Origin of the sequence: Mesorhizobium japonicum MAFF 303099, from assembly GCF_000009625.1 — a bacterium.
GTDB lineage: Bacteria > Pseudomonadota > Alphaproteobacteria > Rhizobiales > Rhizobiaceae > Mesorhizobium > Mesorhizobium japonicum.
In genome coordinates, this window is record NC_002678.2 from 4,134,318 (window position 1) to 4,154,281 (window position 19,964).

A 19,964-nucleotide genomic window follows, 5' to 3' on the forward strand; every position below is an offset into this window, starting at 1 on the left:
AATAGGCCGGAGAGCACAACTTTGGCGTCATGCCCTCCGGCTCATGCGAGGGGCGTCAGTTCGACTGCGTCGAGCCGCCGTAAATGTCGAAATCGAAATATTTCTTCGAGATCTCGTCATACTTGCCGTTGGAGCGGATCGCCTTGATGCCGGCGTTGATCTTTTCCTTCAGGTCGGTGTCTTCCTTGCGCACGCCGGCGCCGACGCCCGGTCCGAGCACCTCGTCGTCCGGAGCCACCATGCCCTTCAGGTCGCAGCAGGCCTTGCCCTGGTCGGACTTCAGGAATTCGCCAAGCGCGATGGAATCGGCCTGCACCGCATCGAGGCGGCCGGCGGCGAGATCCTGGTTGGCTTCGTCCTGGGTCTGGTACTCCTTGATTTCGGAAGCCGTGGAGCCGAAGTGCTTCTTGGCGTAGACGGCGTGCACGGTCGACACTTGGACGCCGACCACCTTGCCCTTGAGGTCGTCAGGCGTGGCGCCGAACTTCTGGTCCTTCGGTCCGATGATCGCCGTCGGCGTGTTGTAGTACTTGTCCGAGAAGTCGATCGTCTTCTTGCGCTCGTCGGTGATCGACATCGACGAGACGATGAGGTCGATCTTCTTGGTGGTCAGCGCCGGGATGATGCCGTCCCAGGCAACAGGTGTGATGACGCAGTCGAGTTTCTCTTCGGCGCACACGGCGTCGATGAAGTCGATTTCCCAGCCGACCCATTTGCCCGAGGCATCCGGCGAGGTGAAGGGCGGATAGGGCTCGGCGGCGACGCCGATCTTGACCGGATCGGCTTTGGCCACGCCCATGGCGGCGACGCCGAGCAGCAGTGCCGCGGCGAATGTCTTCAGAACAGTCTTCATTTCAAACTCCCAGTTTGTTGTCGGTTCCCGGTTTTCTTCCGTCCCGGCTTTCCTAGCCGATGTTGCGGATGAACTGCTTGAGCCTTTCGGATTTCGGTGCGCCGAAGATCTGCTCCGGCGGCCCTTCTTCCTCGACCAGCCCGTTGTAGAGATAGACGACGTGGGTCGCGACCTCGCGGGCGAATTTCATCTCATGGGTGACCAGCACCATGGTGCGGCCTTCGCGCGCCAGATCGCCGATCACCTTCAGCACCTCGCCGACCAGTTCGGGGTCGAGCGCCGAGGTCGGCTCGTCGAACAGCATGACGCGCGGATTGATGGCGAGCGCGCGGGCAATTGCGGCGCGCTGCTGCTGGCCGCCCGAAAGATAGGCTGGATAGACGTCGCGCTTTTCGGCAAGCCCGACGCGCGCCAGCAGCTTTTCGGCCTGGGCGATCGCCTCGTCGCGCTTAACGCCGAGCACATGCACGGGAACCTCGATGACGTTTTCGATCAGCGTCATGTGGCTCCACAGGTTGAAGTTCTGGAACACCATGCCGAGCTTGGAGCGGATGCGCTCGATCTGCCTGCGGTCGGCCGGAACGGTGTGTCCATGGCTGTCCGCCTTGAGCTTGATCTCCTCGCCATTGACGCGGATGACGCCGCTGGTCGGATTTTCCAGGCAGTTGATGCAGCGCAGCAGCGTCGATTTGCCCGAGCCCGAGCCGCCGATGATGGCGACCACCTCGCCGTCGCGCGCCGACAGCGATACGCCCTTCAGCACATGCAGCTGGCCGAATTTCTTGTGCAGGTTTTCGACATGGATGGCTTCGGCGGCGCCACTCTGCGCCTTGCCGGATGAGACTGCGGCAGCTTCCACCGCGCTCACCGGCCGGCCCCTGCATCGTCGGCGGCAGTTCGTCGAACGTCTATCCGGCTAATCAACATATACGCTGTACTGCCCCGCTCCAGACTTCAGCATGGACCCAACGGCGCGAGCCCGTCAATCCCGCTCATTACGGCACTTGCGAGCTTGTTGTGCAAGTGTATAAATAGCCCTCCATGAAATTTTCTCGGTTTTTTTCAGCCAAAAAAGGGCTTCGATGAGCGCTTTCGGATCACAATCCATGGCAGCGCCGCTGCGACGCGTGCTGATGCGGTCGGCGGCCAACGCCATGCGCGACGCCGACAGAGCTGCCTGGCACTATGGCCCAGGTTTCAATCCGGCGAAAGCGGCATCGCAGCACGCGGCGCTTGCTGAATTGGTTGCCGCCTCCGGGGCCGAAATCGAATGGATCGAGGACAAGGCCGATGGACTTTCGGATTCGGTGTTCACGCACGACCCATCGCTGATGACCGACCGCGGCGCATTGATTCTGTCCATGGGCAAGCCGTTGCGCGCCAGCGAGCCCTCGCTGCATGAGGAGACCTATAGAAGACTGGGCATTCCGATCCTCGGCCGCGTCGAGGCCCCAGGCCAGGTCGAAGGCGGTGACTGTGTCTGGCTGGATGCGCGCACGCTGGTGATCGGGCGCGGTGTCCGTTCCAACCAGGAAGGCATCCAGCAGGTCTCCAACCTGCTGACGCCGCTGGGCATTTCCGTCTACGGCTTTGACCTTCCGTTGTGGCAGGGTGAAGAGGCCTGCCTGCATCTGATGTCGGTGATCAGCCCGCTGGCCGACGACCTCGCTTTGGTCTATTCACCGCTTTTGCCGGCCCCGTTCTATCAGATGCTGAAGGCGCGCGGCATCCGCCTGGTCGAAGGCGATGCCGAAGAGTTCGCGGCTTCCAACGGCCTCAGCCTGAACGTGCTGCCGACCAACCCGCTCAAGGTCATTGCCGTTGCAGGCTTTCCAAAGACCAAAGCCGCGATGGAAGCCGCCGGCTGCACGGTCGAAATCTTCGAGGCGGACGCGCTCTGCATCGCCTGCGAAGGCGGGCCGACATGCCTGACGCGGCCGATTCTGCGCCAATGAATGCGCCATCCCGCCGCAGGTTCCGTCGCGAGGGCGAGGAGCGGCGGCGGCAGGATTTGATCGAGGCAACTCTGGACAGCGTGGCGGAACGTGGCCTGCAGGGCGCCACCTTGCGCACCATCGCATTGCGCGCCGGCGTCACCGCTGGCCTGATCCGGCACTATTTCCCTGGCAAGGAAGAGCTGCTGCAGGAAGCCTATGCCGCGCTCATGGGCCGCATGACCGAGCAGGCGAAGGCGGCGCTGGTCATGGAAGATGCCTCGCCGCGCCGGCGCCTTGCGGCTTTCGTCACCGCCAACCTCAACGTGCCGATCATCGACGCGCGGGTGTTTTCACTCTGGGCAACCTTCATCGGCCGCGCCGGTGCGGATCCGAGCCTGGCTCGCGCCCACCGCGAAGGCTACCTTGGCTTTCGCAACGAGGTGGAAGCCGTTGTGGCCGAGGTGCTCGCCGCCGAACGGCGCGAGCCGGACGCAAGCCAGTTGCGCCACCATGCCATCGCGATCAATGCGATCATCGACGGGCTCTGGATCGAAGGCTGCCTGGCCGGCGAGATGTTCTCGCCCGGCGAATTGGCGGCGATTGGCATCAAGACCGTCGAGGCCGAACTGGGCCTCGCGCCGGAAAGGGAAGACAATCAATGACAACACTCGGCGAGGCCCTGATCACACTGCTCGAAGCGCATGGCGTCGATACCGTCTTCGGCATTCCGGGCGTCCACACGGTCGAGCTCTACCGCGGCCTGGCGCGCTCGAAAATCCGTCATGTCACGCCGCGCCATGAACAGGGCGCCGGCTTCATGGCCGACGGCTATGCCCGCGCCAGCGGCAGGCCAGGCGTCGCCTTCGTCATCACCGGACCGGGCCTGACCAACACCATCACCGCCATGGGCCAGGCGCGCGCCGATTCGGTGCCGATGCTGGTCATATCGGGCGTCAACGCCACGCCGACGCTGGGCAAGGGGCTGGGCTTCCTGCATGAGCTGCCGGACCAGCGCGGCATGATGGAAAAGGTGGCGCTGTTGTCGCGGCGCGTCACCGAGGCAAGCGAATTGCCTGACGCGCTGGCACAGGCCTTCGCGCTGTTTTCATCCTCGCGGCCGGGCCCGGTGCATATCGAGATCCCGACCGATGTCATGGTCAAGCCGGCCGACGATATCGCGGCACTGTTGAGCAACGCGGCACCGCCGACGCCGGATGGCGCGGCCATTGCCAGCGCAGCCAAGCTTATCACCGCCGCGCGCCGTCCGCTGATCCTGGCCGGAGGCGGCGCCAAGCGGGCCGAGATGGCGCTGCGGCGCCTGGCCGAGACACTGGGCGCGCCGGTCGTCGAAACCACCAATGCGCGCGGCCTGCTGCATCGCCACCCGCTCTGCGTTCCGGCAAGCCCAAGCCTGAAGGCGGTTCGGGCGCTGATGGCCGAGGCCGATCTGGTGATTGCCGCCGGCACCGAATTCGGCCCGACCGACTATGACGGCTATGGCGACGGTGGCTTTGTGCTGCCTTCCAATCTGATTCGCATCGACATCGGCGCTGACCAGCTCGCGCGCCGTCCGGTGACGGTCGGCATCCAGGCCGATTGCGCCGAGGCGATCGAAGCCTTGCTCGCCGCGATCGGCACCGCTCATCCTGCCGCACCAGATGGAGAGGCGCGCGCCACCGCCGCGCGGAAGGCGGCGTTCGCCGAACTGAGCCCGGCCTATCTGGCACAGGTGCATGCCGTGGAAATGATCCGCGATGCCTTGCCGGGCGCCATCGTCGTCGGCGATTCGACGCAGCCGGTCTACGCCGCCAACCTCTACTATGATCACGACCGCCCGGGCGGCTGGTTCAACGCCGCCACCGGCTTCGGCGCGCTTGGTTACGGCCCGCCGGCGGCGATCGGCGCCGCACTTGCCGTGCCCGACGCGCCGGTTGTCTGCTTGACCGGCGATGGCGGCTTCCAGTTCACCTTGCCTGAACTTGGCGCGGCGCTCGATGCAAAGGCGCCGGTCATCTTCGTGGTCTGGAACAACAGGGGCTATCGTGAGATCGAGACCTCGATGCTCGATGTCGGCGTCGAGCCCGTCGGGGTCTCGCCGGCGCCGCCGGATTTCTGCAAGCTGGCCGAAGCCTATGGCATCGGCGCCGAACGGCTCGCCGATATCGGCGCTCTGCCGCAGGCCCTGAAGCGCGCCCGGGCAACCGGACTGCCTTGCGTCATCGAAATCACCGTCGATTGAAGGCTTCAGCTCGGCGTTGATTTTCTCGTCTGCATCGGATCCTTCGTCGGCTCGGCTGTTGTACCGCAACGGCCGCATGGCTGACGCCATTGCCATAATATGCGTAGTGACGCATGCAAAGACGAGACGGCTGCCATGTCGAGATATCAATTGAGTGATCGCCCGAAAGGCGCGACGCTCCGCGTCGGGGCGGCACAACAAGCGACACAATCATAAAAACACGACAGGAGCGGTCCAGGATGACGGAAACACTTCAAGGCAGGCATATCGTTGTGACCGGTGGGACCGGCGCTCTCGGCGGTGCGGTGGTTGGTCGGCTGCTGGAACAGGGCGCCATCTGCCACGTGCCGAACGCACACGCCTCGGCACCCCAGCAATTTCCTTTCACCGCCCACGACAACGTCAAGCTGGCGCACAATGTCGACCTGTCGGACTCCGCCAAGGTCGAAGCCTTCTATGCCCAGGTTCCTGCCTTGTGGGGATCGATCCATCTCGCCGGCGGCTTCACCATGGCGCCGGTGGAAAAGATCGAATCGGCATCCTTTGCCGAGATGATGGACACCAACGCCCGCACCACCTTCCTGTGCAGCCGCGCTGCGATCCGCTCGATGCTGGCGTTGGGCACATCAGGCCGCATCGTCAATGTCACCGCGCGTGCCGGGCTCGACCCCAGGCGCGGCGCCGGCATGGTCGCCTACACGGCCAGCAAGGCGGCGGTGGCGGCCATGACGGTGGCGATGGCCGAAGAGCTCAAGGCCAAGGGCATCCTGGTCAATGCCGTGGCGCCGTCGACGCTCGACACGCCGGCAAACCGCGCCGACATGCCGGATGCCGATTTCAGCAAATGGGTCAGCCTCGAAGCGGCGGCGGAAGCCATCGCCTATCTCGCCTCGCCGGCCAACCAGGCGATGAGCGGAACGCTGGTGCCGCTCTACGGCCGGGCCTGAGCGGCGAGCGTCGAAGTCGGGCAGACGGCATCCGATCCATCGGCATTGCGATAGCTGTAGATCCGCAGCGGTGATGAAGCTTTCGTGGGGCACTCCCGCAACCATGTCGGCGGGTGGCCTTCAATCAGGCCCGCCGCGAATGGATAGGCGGCTTCCAGTCCCGGCAATGGCGGGCCGCGCCAGGCGCAAATCGCGACATGTGTTGCCTTGGAGGCATCGAGTATCGCGCGTGGATCGGCAGTCGCCGGATCGAGAAAACGATAGCTGCGCTCGATGCCCTTGGCCGATGGATGGTTCGGGATCGTCACCACCTTGGGACCTTCGGCAAGGGCAATGAAATGCGCGCCGATCAGCGGTGGAGAAAGAACGACGGCGCCAGACGGCCAACCGTGTTCCGGTTCAAAAGGGCTGTAATAGCAGCCGTCGGCGAGTTCGGCGGCCGGAACCACCGCTTGCGCCGGTTTTACCGACAGGTGGTACAGCACCATTGCTCCGGACAAAACGAGACCGGGCAGGATCAATGCGTATCTGTGCGATGCCGCCGGCACCGGCGATTTCAGATAGCGACCCAACCCCGCATTCGGCAGGAGGCTCGCCAAGGCGAAGACGAGGCCAATGCCGGAAAAGATCGGAAGGTAGCGGTAGTAGCGGACATAACCGATAGCAAGCGCCAGCGAGAGCAGCGAGAACAGGGTCAATATGACGAGAGGCCGGCTTCGGCCTTTCGGCCTGGCGCAGATGACGGCTGGCGCAAGCGCGCCGATAAACAGCAGCGCCATGCTGAGGAAACCTGCCGACAGGACGACATCAGGGCGCCGAAACAGGCTCAACTCCTGAAGAATTCTGTTGATCATGTTGTCGCGGACATAGGCGTCGATGGAGGCATAGGGGCTGGCCAGGCATTGCGGGAACAACAGCACCAGCACCGCCGCGCTGGCCGCCGCGAACACCGGAAGGATTGCCGTGCGCATCGGCCATCCTCCACGCCGGCCGGCAAGCAAGGGCGCGACGGCGAATGAAAGCCCCGCCGCGGCCAATGCCGTCACATGCGGCGGCGAATAGGTGTCGCATCTGACCGTGGTATAGGCGGAAGGCGGCACGATCGCCGCGAACAGGCCGATCGCGCCGGCGGTCAAGGCCAGCCCGAAACCGGCGATCCTGTTTTCGCCGCCCTCGCGGTCGAAGATCCAGTCAAAGGCATAGACCGCCATCACTAGCGCGTAGAACGGCGCGAATTCGGCGCTGACGGCGATTGCCAGGGCCGCCAGCAGCCCGTTGACGAAGGCCGAAAAGCGGTTCTGCGACATCATCAAAACCAGGGCCGCCAGCAAAAGCAGGATCTGCAGATTGTGATAGTCGATCCGTCCCGGGGCGAATTCGAAAAAGCTGCGCGCGGCAAAGATCAAAGCCAACGGCAATGCAACGGCCGGATAGGCAAAGCCGATGGCGATCAGCAGCCGGTTGTAGAAATAGAGCGCGGGCGCCAGCAGCAGCAGCGGGACGGCGAAGCTCGCCAGCATCAAAGCCGGCTCGACGCCGGCAAACGGGGCGAACAGCCGCGCGAAGGCGGCGTAGGGCAGGTCCACGATCCACGGCCAGTGTGAGACGTAGGGCTCGGGCTGGACAATGCCGGGCAGCGTCCGGTCGAAGATGTTACCCGTTTCAAGCAAAGTACGGATTTCGTGCAGCTTGAGGAGATCGTCCGCGTCATTGTTGAGCTGGAAGCCCAGGGACCACAGAACGATCATCAGGATCGCCATTGCGCAAAAGCAGAACAGGACAGGCGAGCTGGTGTAAAGGCGCAGCAACACCGAAGGCTGCGCAGCGGCACGATTGGCGCCAGTGCTCATGGAAGTATTCCGTTGGACCACCGGCAAATACGCGATGAAGTTTATGTTCCCGTAAAGAAAAAACCCGCCGGATCGCTCCGGCGGGTCTTTTTGTAAGACCGCACGCGAAGCGTGCGATCGATGGCTGACGCCTTAGTTGCCCTGCTTCTTCAGCGCGGCACCCAGGATATCGCCCAGCGAAGCGCCGGAGTCGGTCGAGCCGTACTGGGCGACCGCTTCCTTCTCTTCGGCGATTTCCAGCGCCTTGATCGAGACCTGCAGCTTGCGGGTCTTCTTGTCGAAGGCGATGACACGGGCATCGACCTTCTGGCCGACGGTGAAGCGCTCGGGGCGCTGCTCGTCGCGGTCGCGGCTCAGGTCAGAGCGCTTGATGAAGGTCTCGATGCCGCTGTCGACCAGCCGCACTTCCAGACCGCCATCCTTGACGCCGATGACTTCACAGGTGACCACGGCGTTCTTGCGCAGTTCTCCGGAAGTCGCTGCTTCGCCGACCGTGTCGCGGGCCAGCTGCTTGATGCCGAGCGAGATGCGCTCCTTCTCGATATCGACGTCGAGCACCTGCGCCTTGACCATGTCGCCGCGATTGTACTCTTCGATGACCTGCTCGCCCGGACGGGTCCAGTCGAGGTCTGAGAGGTGCACCATACCGTCCACGTCGCCTTCCAGGCCGATGAACAGGCCGAACTCGGTCTTGTTCTTGACCTCGCCCTCGACCTGGCTGCCGACCGGATGGTTGCGCGCGAAGGCTTCCCACGGATTCTCAAGCGTCTGCTTGAGGCCGAGCGAGATGCGGCGCTTGGCCGGATCGACCTCGAGCACCACCACGTCGACTTCCTGGGTCGTCGACAGGATCTTGCCGGGATGCACGTTCTTCTTGGTCCACGACATTTCCGAAACGTGGATGAGGCCTTCGATGCCCGGCTCCAGCTCGACGAACGCGCCGTAGTCGGTGATGTTGGTGACGGTGCCCTTGATCTTCTTGCCGATCGGGAACTTGGTGCCGATCTCGGACCACGGATCGCTCTCGAGCTGCTTCATGCCGAGCGAGATGCGGTGGGTTTCCTGGTTGATGCGGATGATCTGCACCTTGACCGTCTGACCGATGTTGAGGATTTCGGTCGGATGGTTGACGCGGCGCCAGGCCATGTCGGTGACATGCAGCAGGCCGTCGATGCCGCCGAGGTCGACGAACGCACCGTAATCGGTGATGTTCTTGACGACGCCTTCGACAACCTGGCCTTCCTCGAGGTTCTGCACGATTTCCGAACGCTGTTCGGCGCGGCTCTCCTCGAGCACGGTGCGGCGCGACACCACGATGTTGCCGCGGCGGCGATCCATCTTGAGGATCTCGAAGGGCTGCGGGTTGTGCATCAGCGGGGAGACGTCGCGGATCGGGCGGATATCGACCTGGCTGCGCGGCAGGAAGGCCACGGCGCCGTCGAGGTCGACGGTGAAGCCGCCCTTGACCTGGTTGAAGATGACGCCTTCGACGCGCTCACCCTTGGTGAACTTTTCTTCGAGACGGACCCAGCTCTCTTCGCGGCGGGCCTTCTCGCGCGAAAGCATCGCTTCGCCAAGCGCGTTCTCGATGCGCTCGACATAGACTTCGACGGTGTCACCGACCTTGAGGGTGGTGTCCTTGCCCTTGACGCCGAATTCCTTCAGCGGCACGCGGCCTTCGACCTTGAGGCCGACGTCGATGATGGCCATGTCCTTTTCGATCGCGGTGATCGTGCCCTTGACGACCTGACCTTCGCCGGAGTGGCCGGTGGTGAATGATTCTTCGAGCAGGCTCGCGAAATCATCGCGAGTGGGATTTGCAGCTGACATTGTTTCTCCTGGAGTGCCCCGCATCTCTGAGCGGGGCGGGCGCCGTGGGTTAGCGTTGCGTTGGCCTGCCGGCGTTCCGGGTTTAAAAAACCCTAGGCCGCATTTTAAGCGGCAATTCCGGCGCATGAAGAATGCTGGCAGGCTGGTTCGTGCCCGATATGGGTATTTTCCGCGCTTCCGGCAACGGAAACACGGGAGAAAACCCGGATCAGGCCTTGTTTCTCCTGGTCAGCACGTCGTCAACGATCGCCATGGCCGCGAGAAACGCGGCTTCTATAGCCATTTCGCTGGTATCAAGCAAGTGCGCGTCGGCGGCCGGCTTCAAGGGCGAGTCGGCACGGCCCATGTCGCGCTCGTCGCGGCGCACGATGTCGGCGAGGATTTCGGTGAAATTGGCGGTGCCGCCGATGCTTTCGATCTCGGCCAGCCGGCGCATCGCCCGCACCTCGGCGCTTGCCGTCACATAGAGTTTGATGTCGGCATCAGGGCACACGACCGTGCCGATGTCGCGCCCGTCCAGCACCGCGCCCGGCGGCGTCCTGGCGAAGGCGCGCTGCTTTTCCACGAGGATGCGCCGCACGGTCGGATACACAGCAACTTTCGAGGCGGCCTCGCCGATGGCATGCGCCGACAGCACCGCCCGGTCGAGCTTAGCCATATCGACCTGGCGCGCCGCGGTCTCGGCCGCCGAGACATTGTCGAGCGGCAACGCGTGCTGGATGAGCGCATAGGCCACCGCCCGATAGGTGAGGCCCGTGTCCAGCAGGTTCAGCCGGTAGTGGTCGGCCAGCCGACGGGCGAGCGTGCCCTTGCCGGCACCGGCGGGACCGTCGATGGCGATGGTGAAGACGTGAGTCATTGGCTGGCCAACGAAAGGGTTGGGCGCCGAGATCCTTCGCCGCCTGCCAACGTGCCACGGCTGTTGGTTGCCACGACCGTCACCTGATCTCCGCCCCGAGCCCCGTCATCAGCCCCATGAACTCCGGAAAGCTCGTCGCGATCATCGCCTGATCGTCGATGGTGACCGGCTTTTCCGTCGCCAGTCCCATCACCAGAAAGCTCATGGCGATGCGGTGGTCGAGATGGGTCTGCACGGTCGTATCCAGGCCGTTGGGATGGCCGCCGAGCCCCTTGCCGCCCGGCCTGCCGCGCACGGCAAGCGACGCCTCGCCCTCGGTGCAGTCGACGCCGTTGAGCTTCAGCCCGTTGGCGACGGCCGACAGCCGGTCGGATTCCTTGACGCGCAATTCTTCCAGCCCTTGCATCAGCGTCTCGCCCTCGGCGAAGCTGGCAGCGACAGCGAGCACCGGGTACTCGTCGATCATCGACGGTGCCCGCTCCGGCGGCACCGCGACGCCCTTGAGTTCGGAATAGCGCACGCGCAGATCGGCGACGTCCTCGCCGCCGGCATTGCGCGGGTTCAAAATGTCGATCTGGCCGCCCATTTCCTGCAGGGTCAGCAGCAAGCCGGTGCGGGTCGGGTTCATCAGCACGTTTTCGATCGTGATGTCCGAACCCGGCACGATCAGCGCCGCCACCAGCGGGAAGCCGGCCGAGGACGGATCGCCGGGCACGGCGATCGTCTGGCCGGTCAGTCTGCCCTGGCCTTCGATGAAGATATGGCGCACGCCGCGCTCGTCGGTCTCGACCGACAGATTGGCGCCGAAGCCTTTCAGCATCTTTTCGGTGTGGTCGCGCGTCATCACCGGTTCGATGACGGTGGTGATGCCGGGCGTATTGAGGCCGGCGAGCAGCACCGCCGATTTGACCTGTGCCGAAGCCATCGGCACGCGGTAGGTGATCGGGGCGGCGTGCTTGGGACCATGCAGCGTGATCGGCATGCGGTCGCCGGGCGTCGCCTTCAACACCTGCACGCCCATCTGGCGCAGCGGCTCCAGCACGCGGCCCATCGGCCGGCCGGACAGCGAGGCATCGCCGATGAAGGTGGTTTCCATGTCGTAGGTGCCGACGAGGCCCATGGTCAGCCGTGAGCCGGTGCCGGCATTGCCGAAGTCGAGCGGGCCTTCCGGCTGTAAGAGCGCGCCGTTGCCGGTGCCGCGGATCACCCATTCGGCGCCGCGCTTTTCGATATGCGCGCCCATCGCCTTCATGGCCGCGCCGGTGCGCATCACGTCCTCGCCCTCGAGCAGGCCGGTGATGCGGGTTTCGCCGGAGGCGAGGCCGCCGAACATGAAGGAGCGATGCGAGATCGACTTGTCGCCCGGCACGCGCGCGGTGCCGGAAAGGGCTTGAGATTTGCGGGCGGTGGCCGGCTTGGCAGCGGCGGCGTGAGACATGGAATTTCCCTGGACGGAATGCCGGCGGGCCGGCGCTTTTCATTTGTTGCGGCGGTCTCGTATCACGGCGGGGCGAAATGGTCATCCCCATGGTCGTCACTTGGCGCGAGGCCTTTCAGGACTTGGTTTTGTGACGCCGGCTTTTGGCTTTGACAGCGCCGCAAACAGTGGTTAAGGGGACCACTCTTTTATTGACGAGGCTTGCCGTGGCAAAAACCGAACTTGGCACAAAGCGTATCGACCCTGAGACGGGTCGAAAATTCTACGACCTGAACAAGGACCCGATCGTCTCGCCCTACACCGGCAAGACTTATCCGCGTTCCTATTTCGAGGAAGGCAAGATCGCCGCCCTCGAGGAGGAAGAGGAAGTGGCCGAGAAGGAAGTGGACGCCGAGGACGAAGAGGGCGTTGAAGTCGTCTCGCTCGAAGAGGCCGACGACGACGTCAAGGGCGACGACCTGCCCGATCTCGGCGATGACGAGGACGTCGACCTCGGCGACGATGAGGATGACACTTTCCTTGCCGACGAAGAGGAAGAAGACGACGACGTTGCCGACATGATCGGCGTCGGCGATGACGACGACGAGGTCTAACAGGCCTGAGACATAAGCGTTTGCAGGCTTTCTCGGCCTGTGGACAAAAAGCCGCTCATCAAGGCTTGATATCTGAGAAAGGCGGGGTTAGAAGCCGCCTGCACTAACGGCGCGGTGTTCCAACCCGCGCTGATCTCTTCGCCGGAAACGGCGCCGGCTGACTGCCGGGAGTGGGGCCATAGCTCAGTTGGGAGAGCGCTTGAATGGCATTCAAGAGGTCGTCGGTTCGATTCCGATTGGCTCCACCAAACAGTCTTCTCCAATCCGCCAGGGACTGACGACAGCGGGTCCGCCAAGGACCAGGCCTACCTTCGACCGATCGAAGAGAATTTCCAATTTCAACGGCGGATTTGGAATAAACTAACTCTACAGAGTTTGTAGAATAAGCAAAGTGCGGGCGATCTGTTTCCCGGACAGGACTCCGCCATGCCCGCCCCATTGCGTCAGCCATCAACCCCGTCAGGCACAGTCTGCTGCCGCCACCGGCTCGCGGGAGGCAGGCCATGACCGGCGACGTTCCGGACCGCATCAAGGTCCTCTGGTTCCTGCCGACGCATGGCGACAGTCGGTATCTCGGCACCGCCGAGGGCGGCCGATCGGTCGATCTGCCCTATCTAACGCAAGTCGCGAAGGCCGCCGACACCCTGGGCTATTACGGCGTGCTGCTGCCGACCGGCCGGTCGTGCGAGGATTCCTGGGTGATCGCCTCGGCGCTGGTGCCGCTGACCGAGCGGCTGCGTTTCCTGGTCGCCGTGCGGCCCGGCTTACAGTCGCCGACGCTCGCCGCGCGCATGACGGCGACGCTCGACCGCATCTCCAATGGCCGCCTGCTGATCAATGTCGTCACCGGCGGCGATCCGCTTGAGAACAAGGGCGACGGCATTTTCCTCTCACATGCCGAGCGCTACGAGGTGACGCAGGAATTCCTGCGGATCTACAAGCGCGTGCTGAGCGGCGAGACCGTCGAGCACCAGGGCAAGCATTTGCATATCGAGGACGGCAGGCTGCTGTTCCCGCCGGTGCAGACGCCCTATCCGCCGCTCTATTTCGGCGGCTCGTCCGATGCCGGCTCGACAGTGGCGGCGCAGGAGATCGACAAATATCTGACCTGGGGCGAACCGCCCGCCGATGTCGAGCGCAAGCTCGATGCCGTGCGCGAACTGGCCGAGAAGGCCGGGCGAAAACTCTCTTTCGGCATTCGCCTGCATGTCATCGCACGCGAAACCACCGAGGAGGCCTGGGCCGCCGCCGACCGGCTGATCAGCCGGCTCGACGATGCGACCATCGCTTCGGCCCAGAAAGTCTTTGCCCGCATGGATTCGGTCGGCCAGGCGCGGATGAGTGCGCTGCATGGCGGCGACCGCGCCAAGCTCGAGATCGCACCCAATCTGTGGGCCGGTGTCGGCCTGGTGCGCGGCGGCGCGGGGACAGCCCTGGTCGGTGACCCCGACACCATCGCCGAGCGCATCGACGAATATCGCCGCCTCGGCATCGACACCTTCATCCTGTCCGGCTACCCGCATCTGGAGGAAGCCTATCGTTTTGGCGAACTGGTGCTGCCGAAATTGCCGACCGATCATCCGGTCAAGGCCACCGGCTCATCCGTCAACACCGGCCCGTTCGGCGAGACCATCGCCGGCGACCACCGGCCGAAGTCACTCGCCAGCGCCTCGTGAACGCGCTGCCTCCGGCCCGCCGACTGCGCGTCGCCAGTATCGGCGGCGGCTTTTCCGGCGCGGCGTTGGCATGGCATCTGGCGCGGGCGCATCGGCCGGAGCGCCTGTCGATCTCGGTGATCGAGCCACGCCTCGCGCTCGGCGGCGGTCTCGCCTATTCCAGCGAAGAGCCGTCGCACCGGGTCAATGTGCCGGCTGTCAGAATGAGCATGGCTCCCGACGACCCGCAGCATTTCGTGCGCTGGTTGGCCGGCTCCGGCGAACTCGAGCGTGACGCGGACGCGATCTGGAAGAATGGCGACGCCTATCCGCGCCGGCGTGTGTTTGGTCGCTATGTCGCCGAGCACCTCGCGCCCTATCTGGCTTCAGGCGCGGTCCGTCATGTCGGCGGTCCCGCCACCGGCGTGACACGCGAAGCCAATGGCGCCGGCTGGACCGTGCAGACCTCCGCCGGACCTGTCATAGCCGACATTGTCGTCCTCGCCGCCACCCATCCTGCCCCCGCAATCCCGGCAGCACTTGCCTCCCTGGCCGAAGCGTCGGGTTTTGTCGCCGATCCCTACGCAGCGTCGGCACTTGCCGGTATCGGACTGGACGCTTCGGTGCTGATCGTCGGCTCCGGATTGACCTCGGCCGACATGGTCACGGAACTCGATCGCCGTGGCCATCGCGGCCGCGTCCTGGCGTTGTCGCGCCGTGGACTGCGCTCGCGCGGCCATCCCGATGTCCGGGGCGAACCCTTCGGCGATTTTGCATCGGCGCCGGCCACATCGGCGCTTGGCCTGCTGAAGAGCATTCGCGCGACGCTGGCGGCGGCGCGCGAGGCCAATGTCAACTGGCAGTCCGTCTTCGACCAGTTGCGCCTGCAGGGGCCGGTTCTATGGGCCGCCCTTGCGCCATCGGAACGGGCAAGGCTGGTCCGCCAGCTGCGTGTGTTCTGGGACGTGCATCGCTTCAGGATCGCCCCACAAATTGCTTCCGTCCTTGACCGCCGCCAGACGGCCGGCACCTTCGACACCATCGCCGCCAGGCTTGTCGCGTCGAATGATGAGGGCGAGAACCTCGCGGTCAGCTTTCAGAGGCGCGGCCAGACACGGATCGAGACGGCCCGCTTCGATGCCGTCATCAACACGACAGGGCCGGCCCACGGGCAGGCGCTGCAGCTCAATCCGGCGCTGCGCTCCCTGGCCGAGGCCGGGTTGATCAGGAGCGACGCCTACGGACTCGGCATCGAGACCAGCCTGGATAGCCGCGCCATCGGCTGGGATGGCGAGGCGGTCGCCGGGCTTTTCGTCGCCGGTCCGCTGGCGCGGGGCACCTTTGGCGAACTCATGGGCCTGCCGGAGGTCGCCCGCCATGCCCAGATGGTCGCGGCCGAGATCGCAAGGCTGGTCGACAGGTTTCCGTCCGCCGAGGCGGTTGGCGCCAATGCCGGCGACGTTGCGACCGCGCGCTGACAAGCCGAAGCCGGCCTGGCCGGCCAAATTTGGTATTTCCGTCCCAACCGGCCGCCAAAAACGGAAAATCCTACTTTGTATATATAATCAGTAGACATAATAAATATCGGCGAGATCCGGCCACGCCGGACCGATCAACGACACGGCCTGAAGGGGAGACAGTTCATGGCACACGCAGCAACCGACGCGGTCAAATTCGCCTACTGGGTGCCGAATGTTTCGGGCGGCCTGGTGATTTCCAACATCGAGCAGCGCACCAACCATTCGGCCGAGTATAACCGCAAGCTGGCGCAGATCGCCGAGAAGGCCGGCTTCGACTATGCGCTGAGCCAAATCCGTTTCACCGCTGGCTACGGCGCCGACGAACAGCATGAATCGGTTGCCTTCAGCCATGATCTGCTTGCCGCCACCACGACACTGAAGGTGATCGCGGCGATCCTGCCCGGGCCGTGGAATCCGGCGCTGGCTGCCAAGCAACTCGCCACCATCAGCTACCTGACAAATGGCCGCGTCGCCATCAACCTCGTCTCCGGCTGGTTCCGTGGCGAGTTCCACGCCATCGGCGAGCATTGGCTCGATCATGACGAGCGCTACCGCCGTTCGGAAGAATTCATCCGCGCCTTGCGTGGAATATGGACGCAGGACAGCTTCATCTTCCGCGGCGATTTCTACCGCTTCAACGAATATTCGCTGAAGCCGAAGCCGCCACAGCCTTTGCCGGAAATCTTCCAGGGCGGTTCCTCGCGTGCCGCTCGCGACATGGCCTCGCGTGTTTCGGACTGGTACTTCACCAACGGCAACACGCCGGCCGAAATCGCCAAGCAGGTGGACGACATCAGGGCCAAGGCGAAGGCCAACAACCATTCGGTCAAGGTCGGCGTCAACGCCTTCGCCATCGTCCGCGAGACGGAGGAGGAGGCCAAGGCGGTGCTCGCCGAAATCATTGCCAAGGCCAACCCCGAAGCGGTCAACGCCTTCGGCCACGAGGTCAAGAATGCCGGCAAGGCCTCGCCGGAAGGCGAGGGCAACTGGGCGAAATCCTCCTTCGACGATCTGGTCCAGTACAATGACGGCTTCCGTTCGAACCTGATCGGCACGCCACGGCAGGTCGCCGAGCGCATCGTCGATCTCAAGCGCGCCGGCGCCGATCTCATCCTGCTCGGCTTCCTGCACTTCCAGGAAGAGGTCGAGTATTTCGGCAAGCATGTCATCCCGCTGGTCCGCGAACTGGAAAATGCCGAGCAGGCTGCATCGCTGGCAGCGGAATAGCCCTTTTCAAAAAGCAGGCCGGACTGTCCGGCCTGCACACCAATGAAGGTTCCCCAGCGCGCTCGATCGATCGGGCGGCGATGAGGATTCGTGCGCCTGCTGAAGCAATCGAGGACGACTGGAATGCCGTTGGCCAGCTATGCCCTTGGAATGATGGACGCCTCGGTCCACGCGCCGGAAGTTTTCGCGCCCGGCCTGCCCTCAACGCCCCAGTCGTCCGCCGTTGGCATCGTGCCGGCAGGGTCGATCGCGGATGCCGCCGCTCCGTTGCTTGCCCTGCAGGGCATCGGCCTGTCGTTCGGCGGCGTCGTCGCGCTGGCCGATATCGATCTGTCGGTGCGCCCCGGCGAGATTCGCGCCATCATCGGCCCGAACGGCGCCGGCAAGAGTTCGCTGATCAACGTCATCAGCGGCGTCTACCGGGCGGATCGCGGCCATGTCCTGCTCGATGGCGTCCGTTATGGCCAGGTGCCGACGCAGCGGCTGGCGCATCTCGGCGTCACCAGGACGTTTCAGAACCTTGCTCTGTTCAAGGGCCTCAGCGTCCTCGACAATGTCGCCTCCGGCCTCGCCTACAAGGTCCGCTCCAATTTTGCCGGCCAGGTGCTCGGCATCGGCCGCTCGCGTGGCGAGCAGCGCGACTCCCTGAGCCGCGCCGACCAAATCCTCGAATTCCTCGACCTCACGGCGGTTCGCGATCGCCTCGCCGGCACGCTGCCTTACGGGCTGCAGAAGCGGGTCGAACTGGCCCGCGCGCTGGTCGCTGAGCCGCGCCTGCTTCTGCTCGACGAACCGATGGCCGGCATGACCGCAAGCGAGAAGAGCGAGATGGCAAGTTTCGTGCGCGCCGCGCGCGACCGCTTCGCCACCACGGTCGTGCTGATCGAGCATGATGTCGGTGTCGTCATGGGCCTGTCCGACCGCATCGCCGTTCTCGACTACGGCCGCAAGATCGCTGACGCCACGCCCGACGAAGTCAGGAACGACCAGCGCGTTATCGATGCCTATCTCGGCGTCGCCTCCGACAATGAGGACGGGGCAGGCATATGATCGCCGATTTCGACTACCAGTTCTTCATCGAAGTGCTCGTCGGCGGCCTGCTCTCCGGCGTCATGTACTCGCTGGTCGCGATCGGCTTCGTGCTGATCTACAAGACATCAGGCGTGCTCAATTTCGCGCAAGGCGCGCTGCTCTTGTTCGCGGCACTCACCTTCGTCAGCCTCGTCGAACGCGGTGTTCCCTTCGCGCTGGCGCTGGTGGCCACCTTCGCCATCATGGTGGCGATCGGCATCGCCATCGAGCGCACGGTGCTCAGGCCGCTCACCAACAAGCCGCCGATCACGCTCTTCATGGCCACGCTCGGCCTGTCCTACATCATCGAGGGCGCCGCCCAGTTGATCTGGGGCACGCAGGTCCATGGCCTCGACCTCGGCATCGAGGATGTGCCGCTGGAAGTCGGCGGTGTGCTGATCAGCCAGTTCGACATCTTCGCGGCTGTGGTCGCCGCCGGCATGGTTCTGCTGCTGTCGCTGTTCTTCCGCTACACCCGCATCGGCCTCTCCTTCCGCGCCGTCGCCGACGATCAGTTCGCCGCCCTAGCGGTCGGCCTCAGGCTGCCGCTGATCTGGGCGACCGTCTGGGCCGCGGCCGGCCTCGTCGCGCTGGTCGCGGGACTGCTCTGGGGCGCCCGCCTCGGCGTGCAGTTCTCACTGTCCCTGGTGGTGCTCAAGGCGCTGCCGGTGCTGGTGCTTGGCGGCTTCGATTCGATCCTCGGCGCCATCGTCGGCGGCCTCTTGATCGGCGCCAGCGAGAAGCTCGCCGAGGTCTATATCGGCGACTATTTCGGCGGCGGCATCGAGAGCTGGTTCGCCTATGTCGTGGCGCTTGCCTTCCTCCTGATCCGTCCCTCCGGCCTGTTCGGCCAGAAGCTCGTGGAGAGGGTCTGAGCCATGGCCGCGATCACAAGCAATTTCTCCTCCGCGCCGGTGCTGCCGAAATGGACCGCGCCCGTGCTGCTGCTTGCCTTCGCCTATGGCATCGTGCCGTTGATCGGTTCGAGCTATCTGTTCGAAGCCATCCTGCTGCCGTTCCTGGCCCTCGGTCTTGCCGGCGTCGGGCTGAACATCCTCACCGGCTATGCCGGCCAGGTTTCGCTGGGCAGCGCCGCCTTCATGGCGGCGGGTGCCTTCGCTGCCTATAATTTCAACCTGAGGGTCGAAGGCCTGCCGCTGATCGGCAGCATCGTGCTCGCCGGCATCGTCGCCGCGGCGATCGGCATCGTCTTCGGCCTGCCAAGCCTGCGGCTGAAAGGCTTCTATCTTGCCGTCTCGACGCTTGCCGCGCAGTTCTTCGTACAATGGGCGCTGACCAAGTTCAGCTGGTTCTCCAACAACTCCGCGTCGGGCGTCATCGACGCGCCGAGGCTGTCGATCGGCGGTCTTGCGCTGGATGGCGCGGTCGGCCGCTATCTCTTCGCGCTGACCACCGTCGCGCTCCTCACCTTCCTTGCCCACCGTCTGGTCACGTCGCAGACCGGTCGCAACTTCATTGCCATCCGCGACAATGAAACCGCCGCCCGCATCATCGGCATCCCGGTGCTGAAGACCAAGCTTCTGGCCTTCGCCATCTCGTCCTTCATCATCGGCGTCGCCGGCGTCATCTGGGCCTTCGCCTATCTGCGGACCGTCGAGCCGGCCGGCTTCGATCTCGACCGCTCGTTCCAGATCCTGTTCATCATCATCATCGGCGGTCTGGCCTCCATCCGTGGTGCCTTCTTCGGCGCCGCCCTGATCGTGGTCTTTCCGCTTGGCCTGTCGCGCCTCGGCGGCTTCCTGCTCGGCGATGTCTTTGACTCGGGCGTCCTCGACATGAGCCAGCGCATCGTGCTCGGCGCCCTCATCATCCTGTTTCTGATCCTGGAACCCGACGGGCTGGTGGCCCTGTGGGACAGGGTCCGAAGACGGCTCCTGTTCGCCTGGCAGTCGACATGAGCCATGCGGGGCGACCCGCGCCGAAC

At 64.4% G+C, this 19,964-nt stretch carries 17 protein-coding genes and 1 tRNA gene; 12 read left to right on the forward strand and 6 right to left on the reverse strand.

Annotated elements, in window-relative coordinates; genetic code table 11:
• Positions 1-55 precede the first annotated feature (55 nt).
• Both MAFF_RS21300 and MAFF_RS21305 read right to left on the reverse strand, forming a co-directional pair.
• Positions 56-853: a transporter substrate-binding domain-containing protein gene (locus MAFF_RS21300; RefSeq protein ID WP_010913030.1), complete on the reverse strand. Its 798-nt coding sequence runs from the start codon at positions 851-853 to the stop codon at positions 56-58.
• A gap of 52 nt (positions 854-905) precedes the next feature.
• Entirely contained in the window at positions 906-1,721 is an 816-nt protein-coding gene (locus MAFF_RS21305; protein ID WP_044548776.1) for an ABC transporter ATP-binding protein, read from the reverse strand.
• A 214-nt stretch (positions 1,722-1,935) separates the two neighbouring features.
• Here MAFF_RS21305 and MAFF_RS21310 point away from each other — a divergent pair, with 214 nt between their 5' ends.
• From MAFF_RS21310 to MAFF_RS21325, 4 genes are all read left to right on the forward strand, one after another.
• Positions 1,936-2,808: a dimethylarginine dimethylaminohydrolase family protein gene (locus tag MAFF_RS21310; RefSeq protein WP_010913032.1), complete on the forward strand. Its 873-nt coding sequence runs from the start codon at positions 1,936-1,938 to the stop codon at positions 2,806-2,808.
• A complete protein-coding gene (locus tag MAFF_RS21315) occupies positions 2,805-3,452 on the forward strand; it encodes a TetR family transcriptional regulator C-terminal domain-containing protein (protein ID WP_010913033.1) in 648 nt (215 codons plus the stop codon). The genes MAFF_RS21310 and MAFF_RS21315 overlap by 4 nt, the downstream gene beginning before the upstream one ends.
• Positions 3,449-5,029: a 5-guanidino-2-oxopentanoate decarboxylase gene (locus MAFF_RS21320; protein ID WP_010913034.1), complete on the forward strand. Its 1,581-nt coding sequence runs from the start codon at positions 3,449-3,451 to the stop codon at positions 5,027-5,029. The genes MAFF_RS21315 and MAFF_RS21320 overlap by 4 nt, the downstream gene beginning before the upstream one ends.
• A gap of 239 nt (positions 5,030-5,268) precedes the next feature.
• A complete protein-coding gene (locus tag MAFF_RS21325) occupies positions 5,269-5,976 on the forward strand; it encodes an SDR family NAD(P)-dependent oxidoreductase (protein WP_010913035.1) in 708 nt (235 codons plus the stop codon).
• Here MAFF_RS21325 and MAFF_RS21330 read toward each other — a convergent pair.
• From MAFF_RS21330 to aroA, 4 genes are all read right to left on the reverse strand, one after another.
• Positions 5,961-7,826 carry a hypothetical protein gene (locus MAFF_RS21330; RefSeq protein ID WP_044548780.1) on the reverse strand — a complete coding sequence of 622 codons (1,866 nt, stop codon included), beginning with the start codon at positions 7,824-7,826 and terminating at the stop codon, positions 5,961-5,963. The two genes, MAFF_RS21325 and MAFF_RS21330, sit on opposite strands and share 16 nt — an antisense overlap.
• 132 nt (positions 7,827-7,958) lie before the next feature.
• Positions 7,959-9,656: a 30S ribosomal protein S1 gene (rpsA, locus tag MAFF_RS21335; RefSeq protein ID WP_010913037.1), complete on the reverse strand. Its 1,698-nt coding sequence runs from the start codon at positions 9,654-9,656 to the stop codon at positions 7,959-7,961.
• 208 nt (positions 9,657-9,864) lie between these two features.
• Positions 9,865-10,515 carry a (d)CMP kinase gene (gene cmk / locus MAFF_RS21340; RefSeq protein ID WP_010913038.1) on the reverse strand — a complete coding sequence of 217 codons (651 nt, stop codon included), beginning with the start codon at positions 10,513-10,515 and terminating at the stop codon, positions 9,865-9,867.
• Positions 10,516-10,594: 79 nt separating this feature from the next.
• Positions 10,595-11,953 carry a 3-phosphoshikimate 1-carboxyvinyltransferase gene (gene aroA / locus MAFF_RS21345; protein WP_010913039.1) on the reverse strand — a complete coding sequence of 453 codons (1,359 nt, stop codon included), beginning with the start codon at positions 11,951-11,953 and terminating at the stop codon, positions 10,595-10,597.
• A 206-nt stretch (positions 11,954-12,159) separates the two neighbouring features.
• Between aroA and MAFF_RS21350 the strand changes: the two genes are divergently transcribed.
• The 8 genes from MAFF_RS21350 (at position 12,160) to MAFF_RS21385 (ending at position 19,938) form a co-directional block, all read left to right on the forward strand.
• Positions 12,160-12,546, forward strand: a complete 387-nt coding sequence (locus tag MAFF_RS21350; RefSeq protein WP_027047671.1) for a TIGR02300 family protein — start codon at positions 12,160-12,162, stop codon at positions 12,544-12,546.
• Positions 12,547-12,718: 172 nt separating this feature from the next.
• Positions 12,719-12,794, forward strand: a tRNA-Ala gene (locus MAFF_RS21355).
• A gap of 255 nt (positions 12,795-13,049) precedes the next feature.
• A complete protein-coding gene (ssuD, locus tag MAFF_RS21360) occupies positions 13,050-14,222 on the forward strand; it encodes an FMNH2-dependent alkanesulfonate monooxygenase (protein WP_010913041.1) in 1,173 nt (390 codons plus the stop codon).
• On the forward strand, positions 14,219-15,679 hold the full coding sequence (locus MAFF_RS21365) for an FAD/NAD(P)-binding protein (RefSeq protein WP_010913042.1): 1,461 nt from the start codon (positions 14,219-14,221) through the stop codon (positions 15,677-15,679). Before ssuD ends, MAFF_RS21365 begins: the two co-directional genes overlap by 4 nt.
• Before the next feature lie 165 nt (positions 15,680-15,844).
• Complete coding sequence (gene sfnG, locus MAFF_RS21370; RefSeq protein WP_010913043.1) at positions 15,845-16,948, forward strand: dimethylsulfone monooxygenase SfnG; 1,104 nt, start codon at positions 15,845-15,847, stop codon at positions 16,946-16,948.
• Between the two features lie 123 nt (positions 16,949-17,071).
• Positions 17,072-17,998 carry an ABC transporter ATP-binding protein gene (locus MAFF_RS21375; RefSeq protein WP_044548784.1) on the forward strand — a complete coding sequence of 309 codons (927 nt, stop codon included), beginning with the start codon at positions 17,072-17,074 and terminating at the stop codon, positions 17,996-17,998.
• On the forward strand, positions 17,995-18,894 hold the full coding sequence (locus MAFF_RS21380) for a branched-chain amino acid ABC transporter permease (RefSeq protein ID WP_010913045.1): 900 nt from the start codon (positions 17,995-17,997) through the stop codon (positions 18,892-18,894). Before MAFF_RS21375 ends, MAFF_RS21380 begins: the two co-directional genes overlap by 4 nt.
• 3 nt (positions 18,895-18,897) lie before the next feature.
• On the forward strand, positions 18,898-19,938 hold the full coding sequence (locus MAFF_RS21385; protein WP_010913046.1) for a branched-chain amino acid ABC transporter permease: 1,041 nt from the start codon (positions 18,898-18,900) through the stop codon (positions 19,936-19,938).
• Positions 19,939-19,964: the final 26 nt, after the last annotated feature.